Origin of the sequence: Microbacterium sp. A20 (assembly GCF_004794515.1) — a bacterium.
Lineage (GTDB): Bacteria > Actinomycetota > Actinomycetes > Actinomycetales > Microbacteriaceae > Microbacterium.
Genome location: NZ_SSDF01000091.1, coordinates 302,061 through 321,885, shown reverse-complemented (window position 1 = coordinate 321,885; position 19,825 = coordinate 302,061). Strand labels below are relative to the sequence as shown.

Sequence of the window (19,825 nt, the reverse complement as noted above, 5' to 3'; positions counted from 1 at the left end):
CGTCTTCGCGCGCCATTTCGCACCGACTTCGCGACGATCCCGTCGCCTGACCAGGAGGTCTCACCATGGCCGGACACAACAACGGCATCATCGATCCCCCCATCGACAACCTGCTCGACCGCGTCGACTCCAAGTACGAGCTCGTCATCTACGCCGCGAAGCGCGCGCGCCAGATCAACGACTACTACTCGGACCTGCACGAGGGCAACCTGTTCGACAACGTGGGTCCGCTGGTCGACTCCTCCGTCGAGGACAAGCCGCTCACCATCGCGCTGCACGAGATCAACGAGGACAAGCTCCGCCTGCGTCACGCAGAGTGATATTCGAGGCCGCGCCTCCCTTCTGTCGGAGGCGCGGTCCAGAATGGGTGCAACACCCTCCCTCTGTCCATCCCGTTCTGGAGTTTCGATGAGCGCCCTGCGTCTGTTCACGTCCGAGTCCGTCACCGAAGGGCACCCGGACAAGATCTGCGATCAGATCTCAGACAGCATCCTCGACGGGCTCCTCGCCAAAGACAGAGGCTCCCGCGTCGCGGTCGAGACGCTCGTCACGACCGGCCTCGTGCACGTCGCCGGCGAGATCCGCACCGAGGCTTACGTCGACATCCCCACGATCGTCCGCCAGGTCGTGAACGGGATCGGCTACACGTCCAGTGAGACCGGTTTCGACGGCGACTCCTGCGGTGTCAGCGTCTCGGTGGGCGAGCAGTCGACCGACATCGCCCACGGCGTCGACAGCGCTCAGGAGCACCGCGACGGGTCGTCCGTGGACCCGCTCGACGCCCTCGGCGCGGGCGACCAGGGCATCATGTTCGGCTTCGCGACGAACGAGACGCCGCAGCTCATGCCGATGGCTGCTTGGACCGCGCACCGGCTCGCCGAGCGGCTGACCGAGGTGCGCCGCTCCGGCGTGCTGCCGTTCCTGCGCCCCGACGGCAAGACGCAGGTGACGCTCGGCTACGACGGCTTCACGCCGAAGACCGTCGACGCCGTCGTGGTCTCGACCCAGCACCACCCCGACATCTCGCAGGAAGACCTCCAGGCTCAGGTTCGCCAGCACGTGATCGACCCCGTGCTCGCCACGACCGGCCTCGACCTCGACGACGTCACCCTCTACATCAATCCGGCCGGCCCCTTCGTGACCGGTGGTCCCAAGGGAGACGCTGGGCTCACCGGCCGCAAGATCATCATCGACACGTACGGCGGAGCCTCCCGCCACGGCGGGGGAGCCTTCAGCGGGAAAGACCCGTCGAAGGTCGACCGCTCCGGCGCCTACGCGACCCGATGGGTGGCGAAGAACGCGGTGGCGGCGGGGCTCGCAGACCGCCTCGAGGTGCAGATCGCCTATGCGATCGGTGTCGCCCGTCCGGTCGGCCTCTACGTCGAGACGTTCGGCACCGGGAAGGTGTCCGACGAGGTCATCACGCAGGCGATCACCTCAGTGTTCGATCTGCGCCCGCAGGCGATCATCGAGCAGCTCGATCTGCTGCGCCCGATCTACGCCCAGACGGCCGCGTACGGCCATTTCGGTCGCGAACTCCCCGACTTCACCTGGGAGCGGACGGATCGCGTCGAAGAGCTGCGCCGCGCTGCCGGGCTCTGACGGGACCGCGGCCCTGATGCCTGCCGAGAGCCGGCGCATCGCGCGCGTGCTCCTCGATTCACCTCTGCCCCAACTCGATCGGCTCTTCGACTACGCGCTCCCCGCGGAACTGGGGGATGTGCCGCTCGGAGTTCGCGTCCGAGTGCCGCTGCGCACCGCCGGGCGCGTGATCGACGGCTACATCGTCGAGATCGACACCGAAGACGACGCCGACCGCCCGCTCTCCGAGGTCGAGAGCGTCGTGTCCGAGGTCGCCGTGCTTCCGGAGCGCCTGCACACCCTCGCCCGCCGCGTGGCGGACCGTGCGGCAGGATCGGCGTCCGACGTGCTGCGCCTCGTGATCCCCAAGCGCCAGGTGCGCGTCGAGAAGGCGTGGACCGCCGACACCCCGGTCGAGACACCGGATGCCGAGGCGCGCGAGGCGGCGGAGAGCACTGTCGGACTGTACGAAGGCCTCGGCGCCGTCCTCGACACGGGCGGTCGCGCCGCGGTGGAGGCGATACCCCAGCTCGTCGACGGTGTGCAGGGGTGGGCTCGACTGCTGGCATCGTCCGCAGCCCGGATGCTCGCCGCGGGGAAGTCGTCGATCATCGTCGTCCCCGACAGTCGTGATCTCGACCGGCTCCTCGCTGCGCTCGACACTCTCGTCCCTCCCGGAGCGGTCGTGCGTCACGACTCCCGGCAGACGAACCCCGATCGCTACCGCGGATTCCTGCGCACGCTCGAGGACGCCCCGTGCATCGTGGTGGGCAACCGTTCGGCGGTGTACTCCCCGGTCGTGGCGGGGCTGGTCGCGATCTGGGACGACGGTGATCCGCTTCTGGGGGAGCCGTTGGCCCCGTACGTCAACGCGCGAGACGCGGCTCTCCTCCGCCAGGAGCTCGAGGGGTCGGCGCTGCTCTTCACCGGCCACACGCGGACGACCGATGTGGAAAGGCTGGTCGTCATCGGCTGGCTGCAGGATGTCCGGGCGGCGCGTCGCGTGCTCCCGCGTGTCGTGCTCAGCACGCCGCAGGAGATGGAGCAGCCGACGGCCCAGCGGATGCCGTCCTCCGCATTTCTCGCTGCCCGCACCGCGGCGGCTGAAGGACCGGTGCTCGTCCAGGTCTCGCGTCCTGGTTTCTCTCCGTCACTGGTGTGCGCCGAGTGCCGGGCGCCGGCGCGATGTGCCCACTGCGGTGGCGCACTCGGCGCGAAGCACCGTGGTGCCGTGCCGGTGTGCGGCTGGTGCGGCCGCGCCGCCAGCGCCTGGACGTGTCCTGCCTGCTCCTCGACCAAGCTGAGACTCGCCTCCTCGGGGAGCGAGCGCACCGCCGACGAGCTCGGGCGCGCGTTCCCGGGGGTACGGGTGATCGTGGCCGACGGCGCGCACCCGGTCGAACACGTGCCGGCCAAACCCGCGCTGGTGGTCGCGACCAGAGGCGCCGAGCCGATCGCCGAGGGCGGGTACCGTGCGGTCGTGCTGCTCGACGGCCCTCGAATGCTCCAGGCGCCCGATCTCCGTGTCGCGGAGTCGTGTCTGCGCTGGTGGTCGAACGCGGCCGCGCTGGCCGCACCCGGCGCGCCCATCCACCTGGTCGGGGTGAACGGGGCGGCGGCGAAGGCGTTCGCGACGTGGAACCAGGCGGGCCATGCCCGCTCGGAGCTGGAGAGTCGGGCACCGCTGCACATGCCCCCGACGACCAGGGTGGCTCTGGTCCAGGGCTCCGTTCCGGCGGTCTCGAACGCTCTCGCCGCGCTCACCGAGCTCGCCCTCCCCGCCGACGCGGTACTCGGCCCTGTTCCCGTCGAGTCCGACGACATCCCGCCTCGGGTGCGAGCGCTCGTGAGGTTCGACTACGGCTCGGGCGCTCGCGTCGCGACGGCCCTGCGCGCGGCCGTCATCGCCGAAGCGGTGAGCGGCCGTCGTCGAAAGGGGCGTGCGACCAAGAGCACGCTCTCCGTCCGCCTCGATATCCTCGAACCAGAGCTCTGACCCATCCGGAGAACCTTCATGCGCCTCGTCTTCGCCGGCACACCCGCTGCCGCCGTGCCCACCCTGCGACGTCTCGCGACCTCGCATGACATCGCCGCGGTCGTCACGCGGCCCGATGCCCCACTCGGCCGACGGCGGGTGCTGACGCCGTCCCCGGTCGCCCAGGCTGCCGTCGAACTCGGTCTCCCCGTCATCAAGACGGCCCGGCTGGATGATGCCGCGACGGCCGAGATCTCGGCGCTGCAGGTGGAGCTGGGAGTGATCGTGGCCTACGGCGGGCTGGTGCGCGAGCCGCTGCTCTCCGCCCCGACCGCCGGGTGGATCAACCTCCACTTCTCGCTCCTGCCCGCATGGCGAGGGGCCGCCCCTGTGCAGCGGGCGCTCATCGCGGGGGATCGGGTACTCGGAGCGAGCGTCTTCCAGCTCGTCGCCGAGCTCGATGCCGGCGATGTTTTCGCCACCCGCGAGGTCGATGTTCCCGAGACGGCGACGGCGGGAGAGGCTCTCGAGGCGCTCGCGCTGGACGGAGCAGAGCTCACCGCCGATGTGGTCACCTCGATCGCGGCGGGTACGGCTCGGGCGGTGCCCCAGGAGGGGACGCCGACCTTCGCCGCCAAACTCACGCTCGCCGACGGGCTGCTCGACTGGGACCAGGCGCTGGAGGCCGTGTTCGCGCGGTTCCGTGGTGTGACCCCCGAACCGGGAGCGCACACGACCATCGCCGGTCAGCCCCTCAAGGTGCTCGAGGCGGTTCCCGCGCCGGAGGCCGATTCGCTGCCGCCCGGGCATCTCCGGGGCACCAAGACCGCGCTCCACATCGGCACGGGCACCGCGCCTCTCTCCGTCACCAGGGTGCAGCCCGCGGGCAAGGGAGCGATGAACGCGGTCGACTGGTGGCGCGGTCTGCGCGGGGGAGATGAGCTGGTGGCCGGATCATGAGCGACGAGCGACGGAACCGTCGAAGCACGCCCTCGAAAGGCCGACCGCGGGGTGCCCAAGGCTCGGCAGAGGGGCATCGCGGCGGTCAGCGCGGCCCCGCCCGCACCGTGCAGCCCGCGAGAAGGGTGGCTTACGACGTGCTGCGTGCGGTCTCCGAGACCGATGCGTACGCGAACCTCGCGCTTCCTTCGGCCATCGCCGAGGCGAAACTCACCCCTCAGGACGCGGCGCTCGCGACCGAACTGACCTACGGCACCCTGCGACGGCTCGGAACGTATGACGCGATCATCGCCTCGGCGGCCGATCGCTCGACCGACAGCATCGATCCCGCGGTTCTCGATGCGCTCCGGCTCGCCGTGCACCAGCTGCTCGCGACACGAGTCGCCTCGCACGCCGCGGTGAACGAATCCGTGAATCTGGTCGCCGTGGAGTCCGGTCGGGGAGCATCGAGTTTCGCGAACGCGGTTCTGCGGCGCATCACCCGGGATTCGGCCGAGGCCTGGCAGGAGCGCGTCGAAGAGCACGCCCGCTCCGACGACGAGCGTCTGGCGCTGCGCTCCGCACACCCGGTCTGGGTCATCCGGGCGCTCCGTCGAGCTCTCGCGGCGGAGCGTCGCGACGCCGAGCTCGACGCCCTCCTCGAAGCCGACAACGCCTCGCCCGAAGTGACGCTCGTCGCGCTGCCCGGTCTCGCCGAGCCCGGCGAGCCCCGTCTGCCCTACGCACCGACCGCGTTCGCGTCTCCCGGTGGCGATCCGCGTCTGTCGGTCGAGGCCTCAGGCGGCACGGTCCGGGTGCAGGACGAGGGCTCCCAGCTCGTCGCGCTCGCCCTGGCCGGAGTCTCGCCCATCACAGCGGGGGAGCGCTGGCTCGATCTCTGCGCCGGTCCGGGAGGGAAGACCGCGCTCCTGGCCGCGATCGCGCTCCGGGAAGACGTCACCCTCGAGGCCAACGAGGTCGTTCCCGTCCGAGCGCGCCTGGTGCGCAAGGCGCTCCGGGCCGTTCCCGGCGAGATCGTGGTGCACGAGCAGGACGGTCGCGCCCTCGCGGCTTCTCGGCACGGTGAGTTCGACCGGATCCTCGTGGACGCGCCGTGCACGGGACTGGGCGCGCTGCGTCGTCGGCCCGAGGCGCGGTGGCGCAAGTCGCCCGCCGACGTCGCCGAGCTCGTGCCGCTCCAGGTGGAGCTGCTCTCGGCCGCCCTCGACGCACTCGCTCCGGGCGGGATCGTCGCGTACGTCACGTGCTCACCGCATCTGGCCGAGACCACGGGGGTCGTGCAGGAGGTGCTGCGCGGCCGCGGCGACATCGTCGAACTCGACGCGCGTGCAGCGGTCGCCGACGTCTCCCGGTCGCCGATCGACCTCGCGACCGAGGGTCGATCCGGCTCCGGCAGCGCTCAGCTCTGGCCGCACCGGCACGGCACCGATGCCATGTTCCTCGCGCTCCTGCAGCGCTCCGCACCCGTCATCACCGCAGAGAAGGAAGACTAGGACCGTGGATCTGCCTCGCGCGCCGCGCATCAACCCGAGCATCCTCGCCGCCGACTTCGTGAACATGCAGGCGGATCTCGCCCGCATCGCGACAGCGGACTTCGCGCACGTCGATGTGATGGACAACCACTTCGTCCCGAACCTGACGTTCGGGCCGCAGATGGTCGAGCGCATCCAGGCGACCAGCCCCATCCCGCTCGACGTGCACCTGATGATCACCGATCCGGAGCGCTGGGCACCGGAGTATGCCGAGATCGGAGCGGCGAGCGTCACGTTCCACCTCGAGGCGGCCGCCGATCCCGTTGCCCTCGCCCGTCGACTGCGCGACATCGGCTCCCGTGCCGGCGTCGCCGTGAAGCCGGGGACCCCGGTCGAGTCGCTGTTCGAGGTGCTCGACGAGTTCGATCAGATCCTCGTGATGACGGTCGAGCCCGGATTCGGGGGACAGAGCTTCATGCCCGAGACGATGCCGAAGCTCCGGTCCCTCGCCGAGGAGGCTCGTCGGCGCGGCTCGTCCGTCTGGCTCCAGGTCGACGGCGGAATCTCGGACAGCACGATCGAGTACGCCGCCGCCGCCGGGGCCGACACCTTCGTGGCCGGTTCGGCCGTGTACGGCGCCGACGACATCGAAGCGGCCGTCACCCGGCTGAGAGACCTCGCCCGAGCCGGTAGCCTGGAAGCGTGAAGACTTTCGACGAGCTGTTCGCCGAGCTCAGCGTCAAGGCCGAGACCCGTCCCGAAGGATCGGGCACGGTCGCCGAGCTCGATGGCGGCGTGCACACGATCGGCAAGAAGATCGTCGAAGAGGCCGCCGAGGTGTGGATGGCGTCGGAGTACGAGTCCGATGAGGCCGCCGCCGAAGAGATCTCGCAGCTGCTCTATCACGTCCAGGTGATGATGCTCGCGAAGGGCCTCAGCCTGCAAGACGTCTACCGACATCTGTGATGCGCTCCGTTCCTCTCCTCTCGAACTGAAAGCACTCCATGCTGCGCATCGCCGTTCCCAACAAGGGCTCGCTCTCCGAGACTGCCGCCGACATGCTCGCCGAGGCGGGTTATGCGGGCCGCCGCGACCCCAAGACCCTCCATGTCATCGACGCCGAGAACGACGTCGAGTTCTTCTTCCTCCGTCCCAAGGACATCGCGACCTATGTCGGCTCCGGCGCGATCGATGTGGGCATCACCGGTCGTGACCTGCTGCTCGACGCCCGCATGCCGGGCGCACGCGAGATCGAGGCGCTCGGGTTCGCCGGCTCCACGTTCCGCTTCGCGGCACCCACTGGCCGCTACACCGACGTGACCGAGCTCGACGGGCTGCGCATCGCCACCTCCTATCCCGGATTGGTCGACGCGTTCCTCGACGAGCGCGACATCGCGGTAGACCTGGTTCCGCTCGACGGAGCGGTCGAGTCGGCCGTCCGTCTCGGTGTCGCCGACGCGGTGGCCGATGTCGTCGAGACGGGCACCACACTCCGTCAGGCCGGGCTCGAGGTCTTCGGTCCGGTCATCCTGCAGTCGGAGGCCGTGCTCATCGCGGGTCCCGCCGATGCCGAGGGCGCCGACACGCTTCTGCGCCGGCTTCGCGGCGTCATGGTGGCTCGACGTTTCGTCATGATCGACTACGACCTGCCGGTGGCTCTGCTCGACGAGGCCGTGAAGATCGCCGGTGGCGTCGAGTCGCCGACCGTCTCACCGCTGCGGGATCCGGAATGGGTGGCCGTGCGCGTCATGGTCGCGCGCACGCGAGTCAACCCTGTCATGGACGCGCTCTACGCGCTCGGCGCTCGCGCCATCCTCGTCACCGCCATCCACAACGCGAGGCTCTGATGACACTCGCCAGCCGTGTCATCCCGTGTCTGGATGTCGCCGAGGGCCGTGTGGTCAAGGGCGTGAACTTCGAGAACCTGCGTGACATGGGCGACCCGGTCGAACTCGCCAGGCACTATGCGGCGCAGGGCGCCGACGAGATCACGTTCCTCGATGTGACGGCAACGGTCGACGCCCGTGCCACGACCTACGATGTCGTGCAGCGCACGGCGGAGCAGGTCTTCGTGCCGCTGACGGTCGGCGGGGGAGTGCGCAGTGCCGAAGACGTCGCGCGGCTCCTCTCGGTCGGCGCCGACAAGGTCGGAGTGAACTCGGCCGCCATCGCGCGCCCCGAGCTGATCGGAGAGATCGCCGACCGGTTCGGCGCGCAGGTGCTCGTCCTGTCGCTCGACGTGAAGCGGGCGGGGACCACGCCCTCCGGCTTCGTCGTCACCACGCACGGCGGTCGCACGCAGACCACCCTCGACGCGGTCGCCTGGGCACGAGAGGCCGTCGAACGAGGGGCCGGCGAGCTCCTGGTGAACTCGATCGATGCCGACGGCACGCGGGACGGCTTCGACCTCGAGCTCGTGCGGCTCATGCGGGAAGCGGCCTCCGTTCCCGTCATCGCTTCGGGCGGTGCAGGTCAGGTGTCCGACTTCGCTCCTGCCATAAAGGCCGGGGCCGATGCCGTCCTCGCGGCGAGCGTCTTCCACACGGGGGCACTCACCGTCGGCGACGTCAAGGACGCCCTTCGCGCAGAGGGAGTGGTGGTCCGGTGACTTCCGTGGAAGAGCGCATCGCGCAGGTCGCATTCAATGCCGACGGACTGGCACCGGTGATCGTGCAGCAGTTCGACACGCACGAGGTGCTGATGCTCGCGTGGGTGGATGCCGAGGCGCTGCGGCGCACGCTGACGTCGGGGCGGGCCACCTACTGGTCGCGGTCCCGCCAGGAGTACTGGCGCAAGGGCGACACATCCGGGCATATCCAGGTGGTACACGAGGCGCGCCTCGACTGCGACGGCGATGCCATCCTGCTCCTGGTCGCCCAGACCGGCCCCGCCTGCCACACCGGCACGCGCACCTGTTTCGACACGACCGACCTCGAGGCGACGACCGGGACGGCTCAGGCATGACCTTCGCACGGCGCGGTCGGTCGCTCTCCGTCTCCGGCTTCCTGCTCGCCGGTGCCATCGGCATCATCTCGTCTACCCAGACCTGGCTGACGGTCGAGCGCGCGGATGCGGGCGAGGCGATCCTGGTTCCTGGGGCGTCAGCTCTGGTGCTGCTCGCCCCCCTCAGCCTCGCGGTGCTCGCCCTCGGAGCGGCACTCGCCATCTCCGGCAAGGTCGTGCGCCTCATCTTCGGCGTGCTGGCGGCTGCGACGGCGCTGTTCCTCGGCTGGTCGACCATCCAGCTGCTCCTGACGGAGCCCTTCGACGCCGTCGCTGCGACCGTGACCGAGGTCACCGGGCTCGCCGGTGGCGGTGCGGTCCACGAGGTCGTCACGAGCATCGTCCCCTCGGCCTGGCCGTACATCGCCCTCGTCGGATGGGTGATCCTGCTCGCCGCGTCCGTGGTGGTCCTCACGACCTGGCGTGGGTGGAAGGCCGGTGGGCGACGCTACCGCACCGACCACGTCGAAGCTGCCCATGACGGGCCCGTGGACGCGGTCGATTCCTGGGACGAGCTGTCCCGCGGAACCGATCCGACGCGTTGACCCCGATAGACTGATTTCGAACTGCACGTCGTCCCCCCGGAGGAGAACATGACCAACCCGATCGCCGACCCCGGCCACGGACACTCGCCTGCAGCCTGGACCGCCGTCGTGATCATGCTGGTCGGCGTCGCCGCCGCCACCGTCGCATTCTGCTTCGAGCAGCCCACCCTCGTGATCATCTCGGTCGCGCTCGTCCCGATCGGTGCGATCGTGGGCTGGGCACTGGCCAAGGCCGGCTACGGCGTGAAGGGTCCGAAGTACGCTCCGAAGGCGCACTAATGGTCCTCGCCGACCTGACGGCCGGCGCAGTCGCAGACGCTGAGCGTCGCGCTCTGTCGCGCCCGCTGGAGGCCGTCGAGCGGGCGGCACTCGCGCGCCCCGCCGCCAAGGACGCCCTTTCGTTCCTCGCTCCCACCGACCGGGTCAAGATCATCGCGGAGGTCAAGCGCGCGAGCCCCTCACGCGGTGCACTCGCCGAGATCCCCGACCCTGCTCTCCAGGCATCCCTCTACGAGACGGGAGGCGCCTCCGCAATCAGCGTGCTGACCGAGGAACGTCGCTTCGGCGGCAGCCTGGCCGACCTCGAGGCCGTCACGGCCCGCGTCTCGCTGCCGGTGCTGCGCAAGGACTTCATCGCCACCCGCTATCAGGTGCTCGAAGCTCGCGCTGCGGGTGCCGATCTGGTGCTGCTGATCGTCGCCGGCCTCGAACCCGATGTCCTCCGCGACCTGTTCGGATTCATCGGCGAGCTGGGCATGACGCCGCTCGTCGAGACGCATTCGGCCGACGAGCTCGAAGCCGCGATCGACCTGGGGGCGCCGCTGATCGGTGTGAACGCGCGCGATCTGAAGACCCTCGAGATCGACCGCGACCTCTTCGGACGCCTGGTCGAGCGCATCCCGGAGACCGCGGTCAAGATCGCCGAATCCGCGGTGCTCACGCCCGCCGACGTCGTGCACTACCGCTCCGCCGGTGCCGACGTCGTCCTGATCGGCGAGGCACTCGTGACCGGCGATCCCGTCGCCACCCTCAAGAGTTTCCTGGAGGCATGATGAGCCTGCGCGATCAGCACGGCCCCTTCTTCGGCGAGTTCGGCGGGCGCTACATGCCCGAGTCGCTCATCGCCGCGATCGACGAGCTGACCGTCGCGTACGAGAAGGCGATCGCCGATCCAGCCTTCCGGGACGAGCTCGCACACCTTCTGAGCTCGTACGCGGGCCGCCCGTCGGCGATCACCGAGGTGCCGCGGTTCGCCGAGCACGCCGGAGGTGCGCGCGTCTTCCTCAAGCGTGAAGACCTGAACCACACGGGGTCCCACAAGATCAACAACGTGCTCGGCCAGGCGCTGCTCACCAAGCGGCTCGGCAAGACCCGCGTGATCGCCGAGACCGGTGCCGGACAGCACGGTGTCGCCACGGCGACCGCCGCGGCGCTCTTCGGCCTGGACTGCACGATCTACATGGGCGAGGTCGACACGGAGCGTCAGGCGCTCAACGTCGCCCGCATGCGCCTGCTCGGCGCGGAGGTGGTCCCGGTGACCTCCGGTTCGCGCACTCTGAAAGACGCGATCAACGACGCCTACCGCGACTGGGTGGCGTCGGTCGAGACCACCAACTACATCTTCGGCACCGCCGCCGGACCGCACCCGTTCCCGGCGATGGTCCGCGACTTCCAGAAGATCATCGGCGAAGAGGCCCGCGCGCAGCTGCTCGACGAGGTCGGTCGGCTTCCGGATGCGGTCGTCGCCTGTGTGGGCGGCGGTTCCAACGCGATCGGCATGTTCGACGCGTTCCTCGACGACGAGGGCGTCAAGCTCTACGGCGTGGAGGCGGCCGGCGACGGCGTCGACACCGAGAAGCACGCCGCGTCGATCGAGCGCGGGCGACCGGGAGTGCTGCACGGCGCCAAGACCTACGTGCTGCAGGACGAAGACGGCCAGACGATCGAGTCGCACTCGATCTCCGCCGGCCTCGACTACCCGGGCGTCGGACCCGAGCACTCGTGGCTCGCCGACATCGGCCGCGCCGAGTACATCCCGGCTACCGATGACGAGGCGATGCAGGCGCTGCGACTGCTCAGCCGCACCGAGGGCATCATCCCGGCCATCGAGTCGGCCCACGCCCTCGCCGGCGCTCTGCGGATCGGACGCGAACTCGGCACGGACGGACTCATCGCGATCTGCCTCTCCGGCCGCGGGGACAAGGACATGGACACCGCCGCGCGCTACTTCGAGCTCTACGACGAAGCCGCTCTCGCGCACGATGTCGCCGAGGAGAGCGAGGCCGAAGACACGGCCTCGAAGGGGGAGCCGCAGCTATGAGTCGCGTCGAACAGGCGATCCAGCGCGCACAGGATGCCGGTCGCAGCGCCTTCGTCGGCTACCTTCCCGTCGGGTTCCCCGATCTTCAGACGAGCATCCAGGCCGCCATCGCCCTGGCCGAGAACGGCGTCGACATCATCGAGCTGGGCCCGCCCTACAGCGACCCGGTGATGGATGGCGCGATCATCCAGGAGGCCACCACCACGGCTCTCGCCGCGGGATTCCGGATGGCCGACCTGTTCACGGCGATCCGTGCGATCACGGCCGCGACCGACGTTCCGGTGCTCGTGATGACGTACTGGAACCCGGTCATGCAGTACGGGGTCGACCGCTATGCCGACGACCTGCTCGCCGCGGATGGCGCGGGGCTCATCACGCCCGACATCACGCCGGACGCGGCAGGGGAGTGGATCGCCGCCAGCGAGCGGACCGGTCTCGATCGTGTGTTCCTCGCAGCGCCCACCTCCTCCGACGAGCGCCTCGAACTCGTCGTGAAGTCGTCCACCGGCTTCGTCTACACCGTCTCGACCATGGGGATCACGGGGGAGCGCGCCGAACTCGACCGCGCCGCCCGTACCCTGGTCGGCCGCCTCCGCGCGCACGGGGCTCACCGCGCCTGTGTGGGCATCGGCATCTCCACCGCCGAGCAGATCGCCGGAGTGTCCGAGTACGCCGACGGCGCGATCGTCGGAACCGCACTGGTCCGCGCCCTCCGTGACGGCGGCGTCCCCGCCCTCGCCGAGGTCACCCGAAGCCTGGCTGCCGGCACCTCGTCGGCCCGCCCCGATACCGAGAACTAGAATCGCACTCATGTCACTCGCGTTCCCCAGCACCGTCACCAGCGTGCTCGCCAGCATCCCGAGCCCTCCGGTGTCGTACTTCGACCTCGGACCCATACGGATCCACTTCTACGCGCTGTGCATCATCGCGGGCATCATCGCGGCGACGATCCTGACCAATCACCGCCTCACCAAGCGTGGAGCGGAGCCGTGGGTCGTGATCGACATCTCGATCCTCGCGGTGCCGCTGGCCATCATCGGTGCCCGCATCTTCCACGTGCTGACCCACCCGAACTTCTACTTCGGTGAGGGCAAGAACACCTGGAACCCGTTCGAGCCCGGCTCGGTGTGGGCCATCTGGGAGGGCGGGATCGCGATCTTCGGCGCCCTCATCGGTGGGGCGATCGGCGCCTACCTCGGCTGCCGCTGGACCGGGATCCGCTTCTGGACGTTCGCCGACGCTCTGGCGCCCGGTCTGCTGCTGGCTCAGGCCATGGGCCGCTTCGGCAACTGGTTCAATCACGAGCTCTTCGGCCTTCCCACCGACCTGCCGTGGGGGCTGGAGATCGAGTCGACGAACTCGGCATTCCCGGCGGGCCTGCCGGAAGGCACGCTGTTCCATCCGACCTTCCTGTACGAGGTGATCTGGAACGGCCTGGGCGTGCTGGTGCTCCTGTGGCTCGGTCGCAAGCTCTTCTTCCAGTGGGGCCGCCTGTTCGCGATCTACCTCATCTGGTACAGCGCCGGTCGCATCGTCTGGGAGTCGATCCGCATCGATCCGAGCGAGATCATCCTGGGGCTGCGCAGCAACGTCTGGGCCGCGATCATCGGCGTCGTCGTCGGTCTCGTGATCCTCGTCGTGCAGACGCGTCGTCACCCCGGTCTCGAGCCGTCGCCCTACCAGCCTGGCCGCGAGAAGGTCGACGCCGACGCTGATGTACAATCGCAGAACAATCCCTCTGACTTCGTGGACGTGAGCGAGCCTCCGACCGAGGAAGTCACCGCAGGAGCCACTGCCACAAGCACTGCTTCCACGAGCGAGGACGGCTCCCGATAACAACGCCACCTCGTGGCGGGAGAACCATTGCACTGAACGAGCGGGCCGACGTCGTCCCCGGGTTTCACTGAAGATCTGAGGACGGTAACTGGTGTACTTCCAGCCACCCTACGGCGCGTCCGGCGCCTACCCCCCGAAGCAGGGCATGTACAACCCGGCGTTCGAAAAGGACGCCTGCGGCCTCGCCATGGTCGCGACCCTGCGCGGCGAAGCCGGGCACGACATCATCGCGTTGGCCCTCGAGGCCCTGCGCAACCTGGAGCACCGCGGAGCCATCGGCTCCGACGCGGGCACCGGGGACGGCGCCGGCATCCTGACGCAGATGCCCGATGCATTCCTCCGCGCAGTCGTCGGCTTCGAACTGCCGCCCGTGGGGGAGTACGCCGCTGGGTTGGCCTTCCTGCCTCGCGATTCGAGCGAGCGCCGCCAGCAGAAGGCCGGGATCGAGAAGATCGCCCGTTCCGAGGGACTCCGCGTTCTCGGCTGGCGCGAGGTCCCCACCGCCAACGAGAACCTCGGCAAGCTCGCCGATGAGGCGCGTCCCGCCTTCGAGCAGCTGTTCGTCAGCGCCGGCGGAGCGACCCACACCGATGCACCGGTCACGGGCATCGCCCTCGACCGGGTCGCCTACCGGCTGCGCAAGCGCGCCGGCCACGAGCTCGGCGCCTACTTCGTCTCGCTCTCGGCACGCACGCTCGGGTACAAGGGCATGGTCACGACCCTGCAGCTCGAGCCGTTCTACCCCGACCTGCAGGATGAGCGCTTCGCGTCCGAGCTGGCCGTCGTGCACTCCCGTTACTCGACCAACACGTTCCCGTCGTGGCCGCTCGCACAGCCGCTGCGGATGCTCGCCCACAACGGCGAGATCAACACGGTCGGCGGAAACCGCAACTGGATGCGCGCCCGGCAGTCGCAGCTCGAGTCCGAACTGCTCGGCGACATCGCGCCGCTGCTCCCGATCTGCACCGACGGCGCCAGCGACTCCGCGTCGTTCGACGAGGTCCTGGAACTGCTGACCCTCACGGGCCGGAGCCTGCCGCACGCCATCATGATGATGGTCCCGGAGGCGTACGAGAAGCAGGCCGACATCACGCCGGAGCTGCGTTCGTTCTACGAGTACCACTCCAACCAGATGGAGCCGTGGGACGGTCCGGCAGCCCTCATCTTCACCGACGGCACCCTCGTCGGCGCCACGCTCGACCGCAACGGCCTCCGCCCCGGGCGCTGGACCGAGACGACCGACGGCCTGGTCGTGATCGGCTCCGAGACCGGCGTGCTGCAGTTCGAGCCCGAGCGCATCAAGCGTCGCGGACGCCTGCAGCCCGGGAAGATGTTCCTGGTCGACACCTCGCAGCGTCGCATCGTCGAAGACAGCGAGATCAAGCACGACCTCGCCACGATGCACCCGTGGCAGGAGTGGCTGGACGCCGGTGCCGTGCGACTCGCGGAGCTCCCCGAGCGCGAGCACATCGTGCACCCTCCGGCATCGATCACCCGTCGTCAGCGCACCTTCGGATACACCGAGGAAGAGGTCCGCATCCTCCTCACGCCGATGGGGCAGACCGGTGTCGAGCCGCTCGGCGCGATGGGCTCCGACACGCCGATCGCCGTGCTCAGCAAGCGTCCGCGACTGCTGTTCGACTACTTCACGCAGCAGTTCGCGCAGGTCACGAACCCGCCGCTGGACTCGATCCGCGAAGAGGTCGTCACAAGCCTCAAGCTGGGTCTCGGCCCCGAGAGCAACCTGCTCTCCTGGGGTCCGGAGCACACGCGCACCGTCTCGCTCGACTTCCCCGTGATCGACAACGACGAGCTCGCGAAGATCCGTCACATCGACAAGGCCATGCCCGGTCGGTCGAGTGCGACGATCCGCGGTCTGTACCACTTCGACGCGGGCCCGCAGACGCTGCAGGACCGGCTCACCGAGATGTGCGCGGAGGTCGACGAGGCGATCGAGAACGGCACCGAGTTCATCATCCTGTCGGACCGGGACTCGAACAAGGACCTGACGCCGATCCCGTCGCTGCTCATGGTCTCCGCGATCCACCACCACCTCATCCGGCGTGAGAACCGGATGAAGGTCGGCCTGATCGTCGAAGCCGGCGATGTGCGCGAGGTGCACCACGTCGCGACGCTGATCGGCTACGGCGCCTCCGCCGTCAACCCGTACCTGGCGATGGAATCGGTCGAGCACCTGGTGCGCACCGGCTACATCACCGGGATCTCTCCGGAGAAGGCAGTCAAGAACCTGATCTACGCGCTCGGCAAGGGTGTGCTCAAGATCATGTCGAAGATGGGCATCTCCACGGTGTCTTCGTATGCCGGGGCCCAGGTGTTCGAGGCGATCGGTCTCAGCCAGGAGTTCATCGACGCCTACTTCACGCGCACCGAGTCCAAGCTCGGCGGCATCGGCATCGAAGAGATCTTCGCCGAGAACCAGGCGCGTCACGACTACGCCTACCCGGAGGATGCCGCTGCCCGCGCGCACGAGCGTCTGTGGACCGGCGGCGAGTACCAGTGGCGGCGCGACGGCTCCCCGCACCTCTTCAACCCGGAGACGGTGTTCAAGCTGCAGCACTCGACCCGCACCCGGCGCTACGACATCTTCCGCGAGTACACGAAGCTCGTCGACGAGCAGGCTGCCGAACTGAAGACGCTGCGCGGCCTGTTCCAGCTGCGCACCGGTACCCGCAAGCCCGTGCCCCTGGACGAGGTCGAGCCCGTCTCCGCCATCGTCAAGCGCTTCTCCACGGGCGCGATGAGCTACGGCTCCATCTCGCGCGAGGCGCACGAGACGCTCGCGATCGCGATGAACAGCATCGGCGGTAAGTCGAACACCGGCGAGGGCGGCGAGGATCCGGATCGGCTGCTCGACCCGCAGCGCCGCAGCTCGATCAAGCAGGTGGCCTCCGGACGCTTCGGCGTGACCAGCCTGTACCTCACCGAGTCGGACGACATCCAGATCAAGCTCGCCCAGGGCGCCAAGCCCGGCGAGGGCGGTCAGCTGCCTCCGACCAAGGTGTATCCGTGGGTGGCGCGCACCCGTCACGCAACCGCCGGTGTGGGGCTCATCTCGCCGCCGCCGCACCACGACATCTACTCGATCGAAGACCTCAAGCAGCTGATCTTCGACCTGAAGCGGGCGAACCCCGAGGCGCGCATCCACACGAAGCTCGTGAGCCAGTCGGGTATCGGTGCGGTGTCGGCGGGTGTGGCCAAGGCGCTCAGTGACGTCATCCTGGTCTCCGGCCACGACGGCGGCACGGGTGCGAGCCCGTTGAACTCGCTCAAGCACGCGGGAACGCCGTGGGAGCTCGGTCTCGCCGAGACGCAGCAGACGCTCATGCTCAACGGCATGCGCGACCGCGTCGTGGTGCAGGTCGACGGCCAGCTCAAGACCGGCCGCGATGTGATCATCGGCGCTCTGCTGGGTGCGGAGGAGTTCGGCTTCGCCACGGCTCCGCTCGTCGTCAGCGGCTGCATCATGATGCGCGTCTGCCACCTCGACACGTGCCCTGTGGGCGTCGCGACCCAGAACCCGGTGCTGCGTGAGCGGTTCACCGGCAAGCCGGAGTTCGTCGTCAACTTCATGGAGTTCATCGCCGAAGAGGTGCGGGAGCTGCTCGCGGAGCTCGGCTACCGCTCGCTCGACGAGATCATCGGCCGTGCCGACCTCATCGAGGTGAACGCCGCGGTCGAGCACTGGAAGGCCGAGGGCCTCGACCTGACGCCCGTGCTCGAAGGCCCGGTGTTCCCGGCGGGCGAGCCGCGTCGCAGCGGCCGCACGCAGGATCACGAGCTCGAGAAGCACTTCGACGTGCAGCTGATCGACATCGCGAAGGGGGCGCTGCTCAACGGCGACCCCGTCGTGGTCGAGCTTCCCATCGCCAACACCGAGCGTGCGGTCGGCACCATGCTGGGCCATCAGGTGACTTCGCGGCACGGCGCCGCCGGTCTGCCCGAGGGCACCATCGACGTCACGCTTCACGGCACGGCCGGACAGTCGCTCGGAGCCTTCCTCCCGCCGGGGATCGTGCTGCGCCTGGAGGGCGACGCGAACGACTACGTCGGCAAGGGACTCTCGGGCGGCGACATCACGATCCGTCCGCCGCGCGGTTCCGCGATCGCTCCGCACGAGAACGTGATCGCCGGCAACGTGATCGGGTACGGTGCGACCTCCGGGACGATGTTCATCTCTGGTGTCGTCGGCGAGCGGTTCCTCGTCCGCAACTCGGGTGCGACCGCTGTCGTCGAGGGGGTGGGCGACCACGCGCTGGAGTACATGACCGGCGGGCTCGCCGTGATCCTGGGCTCGACCGGACGCAACTTCGGCGCCGGGATGTCCGGGGGAGTGGCCTACGTTCACGCGCTCGACACCAGCAAGGTGAACGCGCAGTCGCTCGGCAGCGGAGAGCTCCTGCTCGAACCGCTCGACCGTGCCGACCTCGAGGTGCTGCGCAGCCTGCTGGTCGCGCACGTCGAACGCACGGCCTCGCCGCGAGCATCCGCGCTGCTCGAGGGGTTCGAACAGACCGCTGCAGAGTTCGTGAAGGTGCTGCCTCGTGACTTCGCCGCCGTGCGGAGCATGCGCGAGGAGGCGCTGGCCGAGGGGATCGACCCCGACGGCGACATCGTGTGGAACCGCATCCTGGAGGTGACCGGTGGCTGACCCCAAAGGCTTTCTGAAGGTGACCGAGCGGGAGCTTCCCGCCCGTCGTCCCGTGCCCGTGCGCATCATGGACTGGAAAGAGGTCTATGAGCCCGGCGACAAGCAGGTGCTGCGTCGCCAGGCCGGTCGCTGCATGGATTGCGGCGTGCCGTTCTGCCACCAGGGCTGCCCGCTGGGAAACCTGATCCCCGAGTGGAACGACCTGACGTGGCGCGGCGAGGGTCGCGAGGCGATCGAGCGGCTGCACGCGACGAACAACTTCCCGGAGTTCACGGGGCGCCTGTGCCCCGCACCGTGCGAAAGCTCGTGCGTGCTCGGCATCAACCAGCCCGCCGTGACGATCAAGCAGATCGAGGTCTCGATCATCGACGAGGCCTTCGCGAAGGGCTGGGTCGAGGCGGAGCCGCCGGAGCGCCTGACCGGCAAGACGGTCGCGGTCGTCGGCTCGGGGCCCGCGGGTCTCGCCGCCGCTCAGCAGCTGACCCGCGCCGGTCACACCGTGGCCGTCTTCGAGCGCGATGACCGCATCGGCGGACTGCTCCGCTACGGCATCCCGGACTTCAAGATGGAGAAGTCGCAGCTCGAGTCGCGCCTGCGTCAGATGCAGGAGGAGGGCACCCGCTTCCGCGCGGGGGTCGAGATCGGCAAGGACATCTCGTGGGCCGACCTGCGGGCGCGCTACGACGCGGTCGTCATCGCGACCGGCTCGACCGTGCCGCGTGACCTCGCGATCCCCGGACGCGACCTCGACGGGGTCCACTTCGCGATGGAGTACCTGGTCGAGTCCAACCACGCGGTTGCCGGCGACAAGGTCCCCGACCAGATCTCAGCCGAAGGCAAGCACGTCATCGTGATCGGCGGCGGCGACACCGGAGCCGACTGCATCGGCACCGCGCACCGTCAGGGCGCGCTCAGCGTCACCAACCTCGCGATCGGCAAGCAGCCGGGAGACGCGCGTCCCGACCACCAGCCGTGGCCGATGATGCCGACGCTCTTCGAGGTCTCCTCGGCGCACGAGGAAGGCGGCGAGCGGGTCTTCCTCGCCTCGACCGTCGAGTTCCTCGGCAACGAGGTGGGCGAGGTCCGCGCACTGCGCGTGGCCGAGACCGAGTACATCGACGGCCGTCGCGTGCCCAAGAGCGGCACCGAGCGCGAGATCCCGGCCGACCTGATCCTGATCGCCATGGGGTTCACCGGTCCGGAGCAGGACGGATACACGGAGGAGACGCTTCCTCAGGTCAGCGACCGTGGTGCTTTCCGTCGCGACTCCAGCTACGAGTCGACGGTGCCCGGCGTGTTCGTCGCCGGCGACGCAGGACGTGGGCAGTCGCTCATCGTCTGGGCCATCGCCGAGGGGCGCGCGGCCGCCGCGAACGTCGATCGCTTCCTGATGGGCACCACGGTTCTTCCCGAGCCGGTGCGCCCGAGTGATGTCGCGATCGGTCTCCAGCCCGCGTAGGCTGA

18 protein-coding genes are annotated in these 19,825 nt (G+C 69.2%); all 18 read left to right on the top strand.

The genetic code is table 11. The features are described 5' to 3' along the window. The first annotated feature begins 65 nt into the window (after positions 1 to 65). The 18 genes from rpoZ to DW298_RS18525 all read left to right on the top strand — a co-directional run bounded on the left by rpoZ (position 66) and on the right by DW298_RS18525 (position 19,820). Positions 66 to 320: a DNA-directed RNA polymerase subunit omega gene (gene rpoZ, locus DW298_RS18610; RefSeq protein WP_017204385.1), complete on the top strand. Its 255-nt coding sequence runs from the start codon at positions 66 to 68 to the stop codon at positions 318 to 320. 88 nt (positions 321 to 408) lie between these two features. Next, positions 409 to 1,602: a methionine adenosyltransferase gene (gene metK / locus DW298_RS18605; RefSeq protein WP_136043942.1), complete on the top strand. Its 1,194-nt coding sequence runs from the start codon at positions 409 to 411 to the stop codon at positions 1,600 to 1,602. Between the two features lie 16 nt (positions 1,603 to 1,618). Further along, on the top strand, positions 1,619 to 3,577 hold the full coding sequence (locus tag DW298_RS18600; RefSeq protein WP_136043941.1) for a primosomal protein N': 1,959 nt from the start codon (positions 1,619 to 1,621) through the stop codon (positions 3,575 to 3,577). 18 nt (positions 3,578 to 3,595) lie between these two features. Continuing rightward, a complete protein-coding gene (fmt, locus tag DW298_RS18595; protein ID WP_136043940.1) occupies positions 3,596 to 4,516 on the top strand; it encodes a methionyl-tRNA formyltransferase in 921 nt (306 codons plus the stop codon). 125 nt (positions 4,517 to 4,641) lie between these two features. Continuing rightward, positions 4,642 to 6,009, top strand: a complete 1,368-nt coding sequence (locus DW298_RS18590) for a transcription antitermination factor NusB (protein WP_240745193.1) — start codon at positions 4,642 to 4,644, stop codon at positions 6,007 to 6,009. A 4-nt stretch (positions 6,010 to 6,013) separates the two neighbouring features. After that, positions 6,014 to 6,694, top strand: a complete 681-nt coding sequence (gene rpe / locus DW298_RS18585; RefSeq protein WP_136043939.1) for a ribulose-phosphate 3-epimerase — start codon at positions 6,014 to 6,016, stop codon at positions 6,692 to 6,694. Beyond that, complete coding sequence (locus tag DW298_RS18580; RefSeq protein ID WP_017202142.1) at positions 6,691 to 6,954, top strand: phosphoribosyl-ATP diphosphatase; 264 nt, start codon at positions 6,691 to 6,693, stop codon at positions 6,952 to 6,954. Before rpe ends, DW298_RS18580 begins: the two co-directional genes overlap by 4 nt. Before the next feature lie 38 nt (positions 6,955 to 6,992). Then, a complete protein-coding gene (hisG, locus tag DW298_RS18575) occupies positions 6,993 to 7,835 on the top strand; it encodes an ATP phosphoribosyltransferase (protein ID WP_136043938.1) in 843 nt (280 codons plus the stop codon). Continuing rightward, the gene (gene hisF, locus DW298_RS18570; RefSeq protein WP_136043937.1) at positions 7,835 to 8,596 is read left to right on the top strand and encodes an imidazole glycerol phosphate synthase subunit HisF; all 762 of its coding nucleotides are present in this window, start codon (positions 7,835 to 7,837) and stop codon (positions 8,594 to 8,596) included. Before hisG ends, hisF begins: the two co-directional genes overlap by 1 nt. Beyond that, a complete protein-coding gene (gene hisI, locus DW298_RS18565; protein ID WP_136043936.1) occupies positions 8,593 to 8,952 on the top strand; it encodes a phosphoribosyl-AMP cyclohydrolase in 360 nt (119 codons plus the stop codon). The genes hisF and hisI overlap by 4 nt, the downstream gene beginning before the upstream one ends. Beyond that, positions 8,949 to 9,536: a Trp biosynthesis-associated membrane protein gene (locus DW298_RS18560; protein ID WP_136043935.1), complete on the top strand. Its 588-nt coding sequence runs from the start codon at positions 8,949 to 8,951 to the stop codon at positions 9,534 to 9,536. The genes hisI and DW298_RS18560 overlap by 4 nt, the downstream gene beginning before the upstream one ends. Before the next feature lie 48 nt (positions 9,537 to 9,584). Next, positions 9,585 to 9,815: an HGxxPAAW family protein gene (locus tag DW298_RS18555; RefSeq protein ID WP_136043934.1), complete on the top strand. Its 231-nt coding sequence runs from the start codon at positions 9,585 to 9,587 to the stop codon at positions 9,813 to 9,815. Beyond that, positions 9,815 to 10,588 carry an indole-3-glycerol phosphate synthase TrpC gene (trpC, locus tag DW298_RS18550; RefSeq protein ID WP_136043933.1) on the top strand — a complete coding sequence of 258 codons (774 nt, stop codon included), beginning with the start codon at positions 9,815 to 9,817 and terminating at the stop codon, positions 10,586 to 10,588. Before DW298_RS18555 ends, trpC begins: the two co-directional genes overlap by 1 nt. Next, the gene (gene trpB / locus DW298_RS18545; protein ID WP_136044052.1) at positions 10,588 to 11,856 is read left to right on the top strand and encodes a tryptophan synthase subunit beta; all 1,269 of its coding nucleotides are present in this window, start codon (positions 10,588 to 10,590) and stop codon (positions 11,854 to 11,856) included. Before trpC ends, trpB begins: the two co-directional genes overlap by 1 nt. Beyond that, complete coding sequence (gene trpA, locus DW298_RS18540; protein ID WP_136043932.1) at positions 11,853 to 12,656, top strand: tryptophan synthase subunit alpha; 804 nt, start codon at positions 11,853 to 11,855, stop codon at positions 12,654 to 12,656. Before trpB ends, trpA begins: the two co-directional genes overlap by 4 nt. A 10-nt stretch (positions 12,657 to 12,666) precedes the next feature. After that, positions 12,667 to 13,692 carry a prolipoprotein diacylglyceryl transferase gene (gene lgt, locus DW298_RS18535; protein ID WP_136043931.1) on the top strand — a complete coding sequence of 342 codons (1,026 nt, stop codon included), beginning with the start codon at positions 12,667 to 12,669 and terminating at the stop codon, positions 13,690 to 13,692. A 145-nt stretch (positions 13,693 to 13,837) separates the two neighbouring features. Beyond that, positions 13,838 to 18,361 (top strand): glutamate synthase large subunit, encoded by a 4,524-nt coding sequence (gltB, locus tag DW298_RS18530; RefSeq protein WP_136044051.1) that lies wholly within the window; start codon positions 13,838 to 13,840, stop codon positions 18,359 to 18,361. Next, a complete protein-coding gene (locus DW298_RS18525) occupies positions 18,354 to 19,820 on the top strand; it encodes a glutamate synthase subunit beta (protein WP_136043930.1) in 1,467 nt (488 codons plus the stop codon). The genes gltB and DW298_RS18525 overlap by 8 nt, the downstream gene beginning before the upstream one ends. Positions 19,821 to 19,825 lie beyond the last annotated feature (5 nt).

Excerpts from the sequence above, each read along its gene's own strand:
- rpoZ (WP_017204385.1), top strand. The coding sequence starts at position 66 with ATGGCCGGACACAACAACGGCATCATCGATCCCCCCATCGACAACCTG.
- hisF (WP_136043937.1), top strand. The coding sequence starts at position 7,835 with ATGACACTCGCCAGCCGTGTCATCCCGTGTCTGGATGTCGCCGAGGGC.
- lgt (WP_136043931.1), top strand. The coding sequence starts at position 12,667 with ATGTCACTCGCGTTCCCCAGCACCGTCACCAGCGTGCTCGCCAGCATC.
- DW298_RS18600 (WP_136043941.1), top strand. The coding sequence starts at position 1,619 with ATGCCTGCCGAGAGCCGGCGCATCGCGCGCGTGCTCCTCGATTCACCT.
- gltB (WP_136044051.1), top strand. The coding sequence starts at position 13,838 with ATGTACAACCCGGCGTTCGAAAAGGACGCCTGCGGCCTCGCCATGGTC.
- trpB (WP_136044052.1), top strand. The coding sequence starts at position 10,588 with ATGAGCCTGCGCGATCAGCACGGCCCCTTCTTCGGCGAGTTCGGCGGG.
- metK (WP_136043942.1), top strand. The coding sequence starts at position 409 with ATGAGCGCCCTGCGTCTGTTCACGTCCGAGTCCGTCACCGAAGGGCAC.
- trpA (WP_136043932.1), top strand. The coding sequence starts at position 11,853 with ATGAGTCGCGTCGAACAGGCGATCCAGCGCGCACAGGATGCCGGTCGC.
- hisG (WP_136043938.1), top strand. The coding sequence starts at position 6,993 with ATGCTGCGCATCGCCGTTCCCAACAAGGGCTCGCTCTCCGAGACTGCC.
- DW298_RS18560 (WP_136043935.1), top strand. The coding sequence starts at position 8,949 with ATGACCTTCGCACGGCGCGGTCGGTCGCTCTCCGTCTCCGGCTTCCTG.
- trpC (WP_136043933.1), top strand. The coding sequence starts at position 9,815 with ATGGTCCTCGCCGACCTGACGGCCGGCGCAGTCGCAGACGCTGAGCGT.
- DW298_RS18555 (WP_136043934.1), top strand. The coding sequence starts at position 9,585 with ATGACCAACCCGATCGCCGACCCCGGCCACGGACACTCGCCTGCAGCC.
- fmt (WP_136043940.1), top strand. The coding sequence starts at position 3,596 with ATGCGCCTCGTCTTCGCCGGCACACCCGCTGCCGCCGTGCCCACCCTG.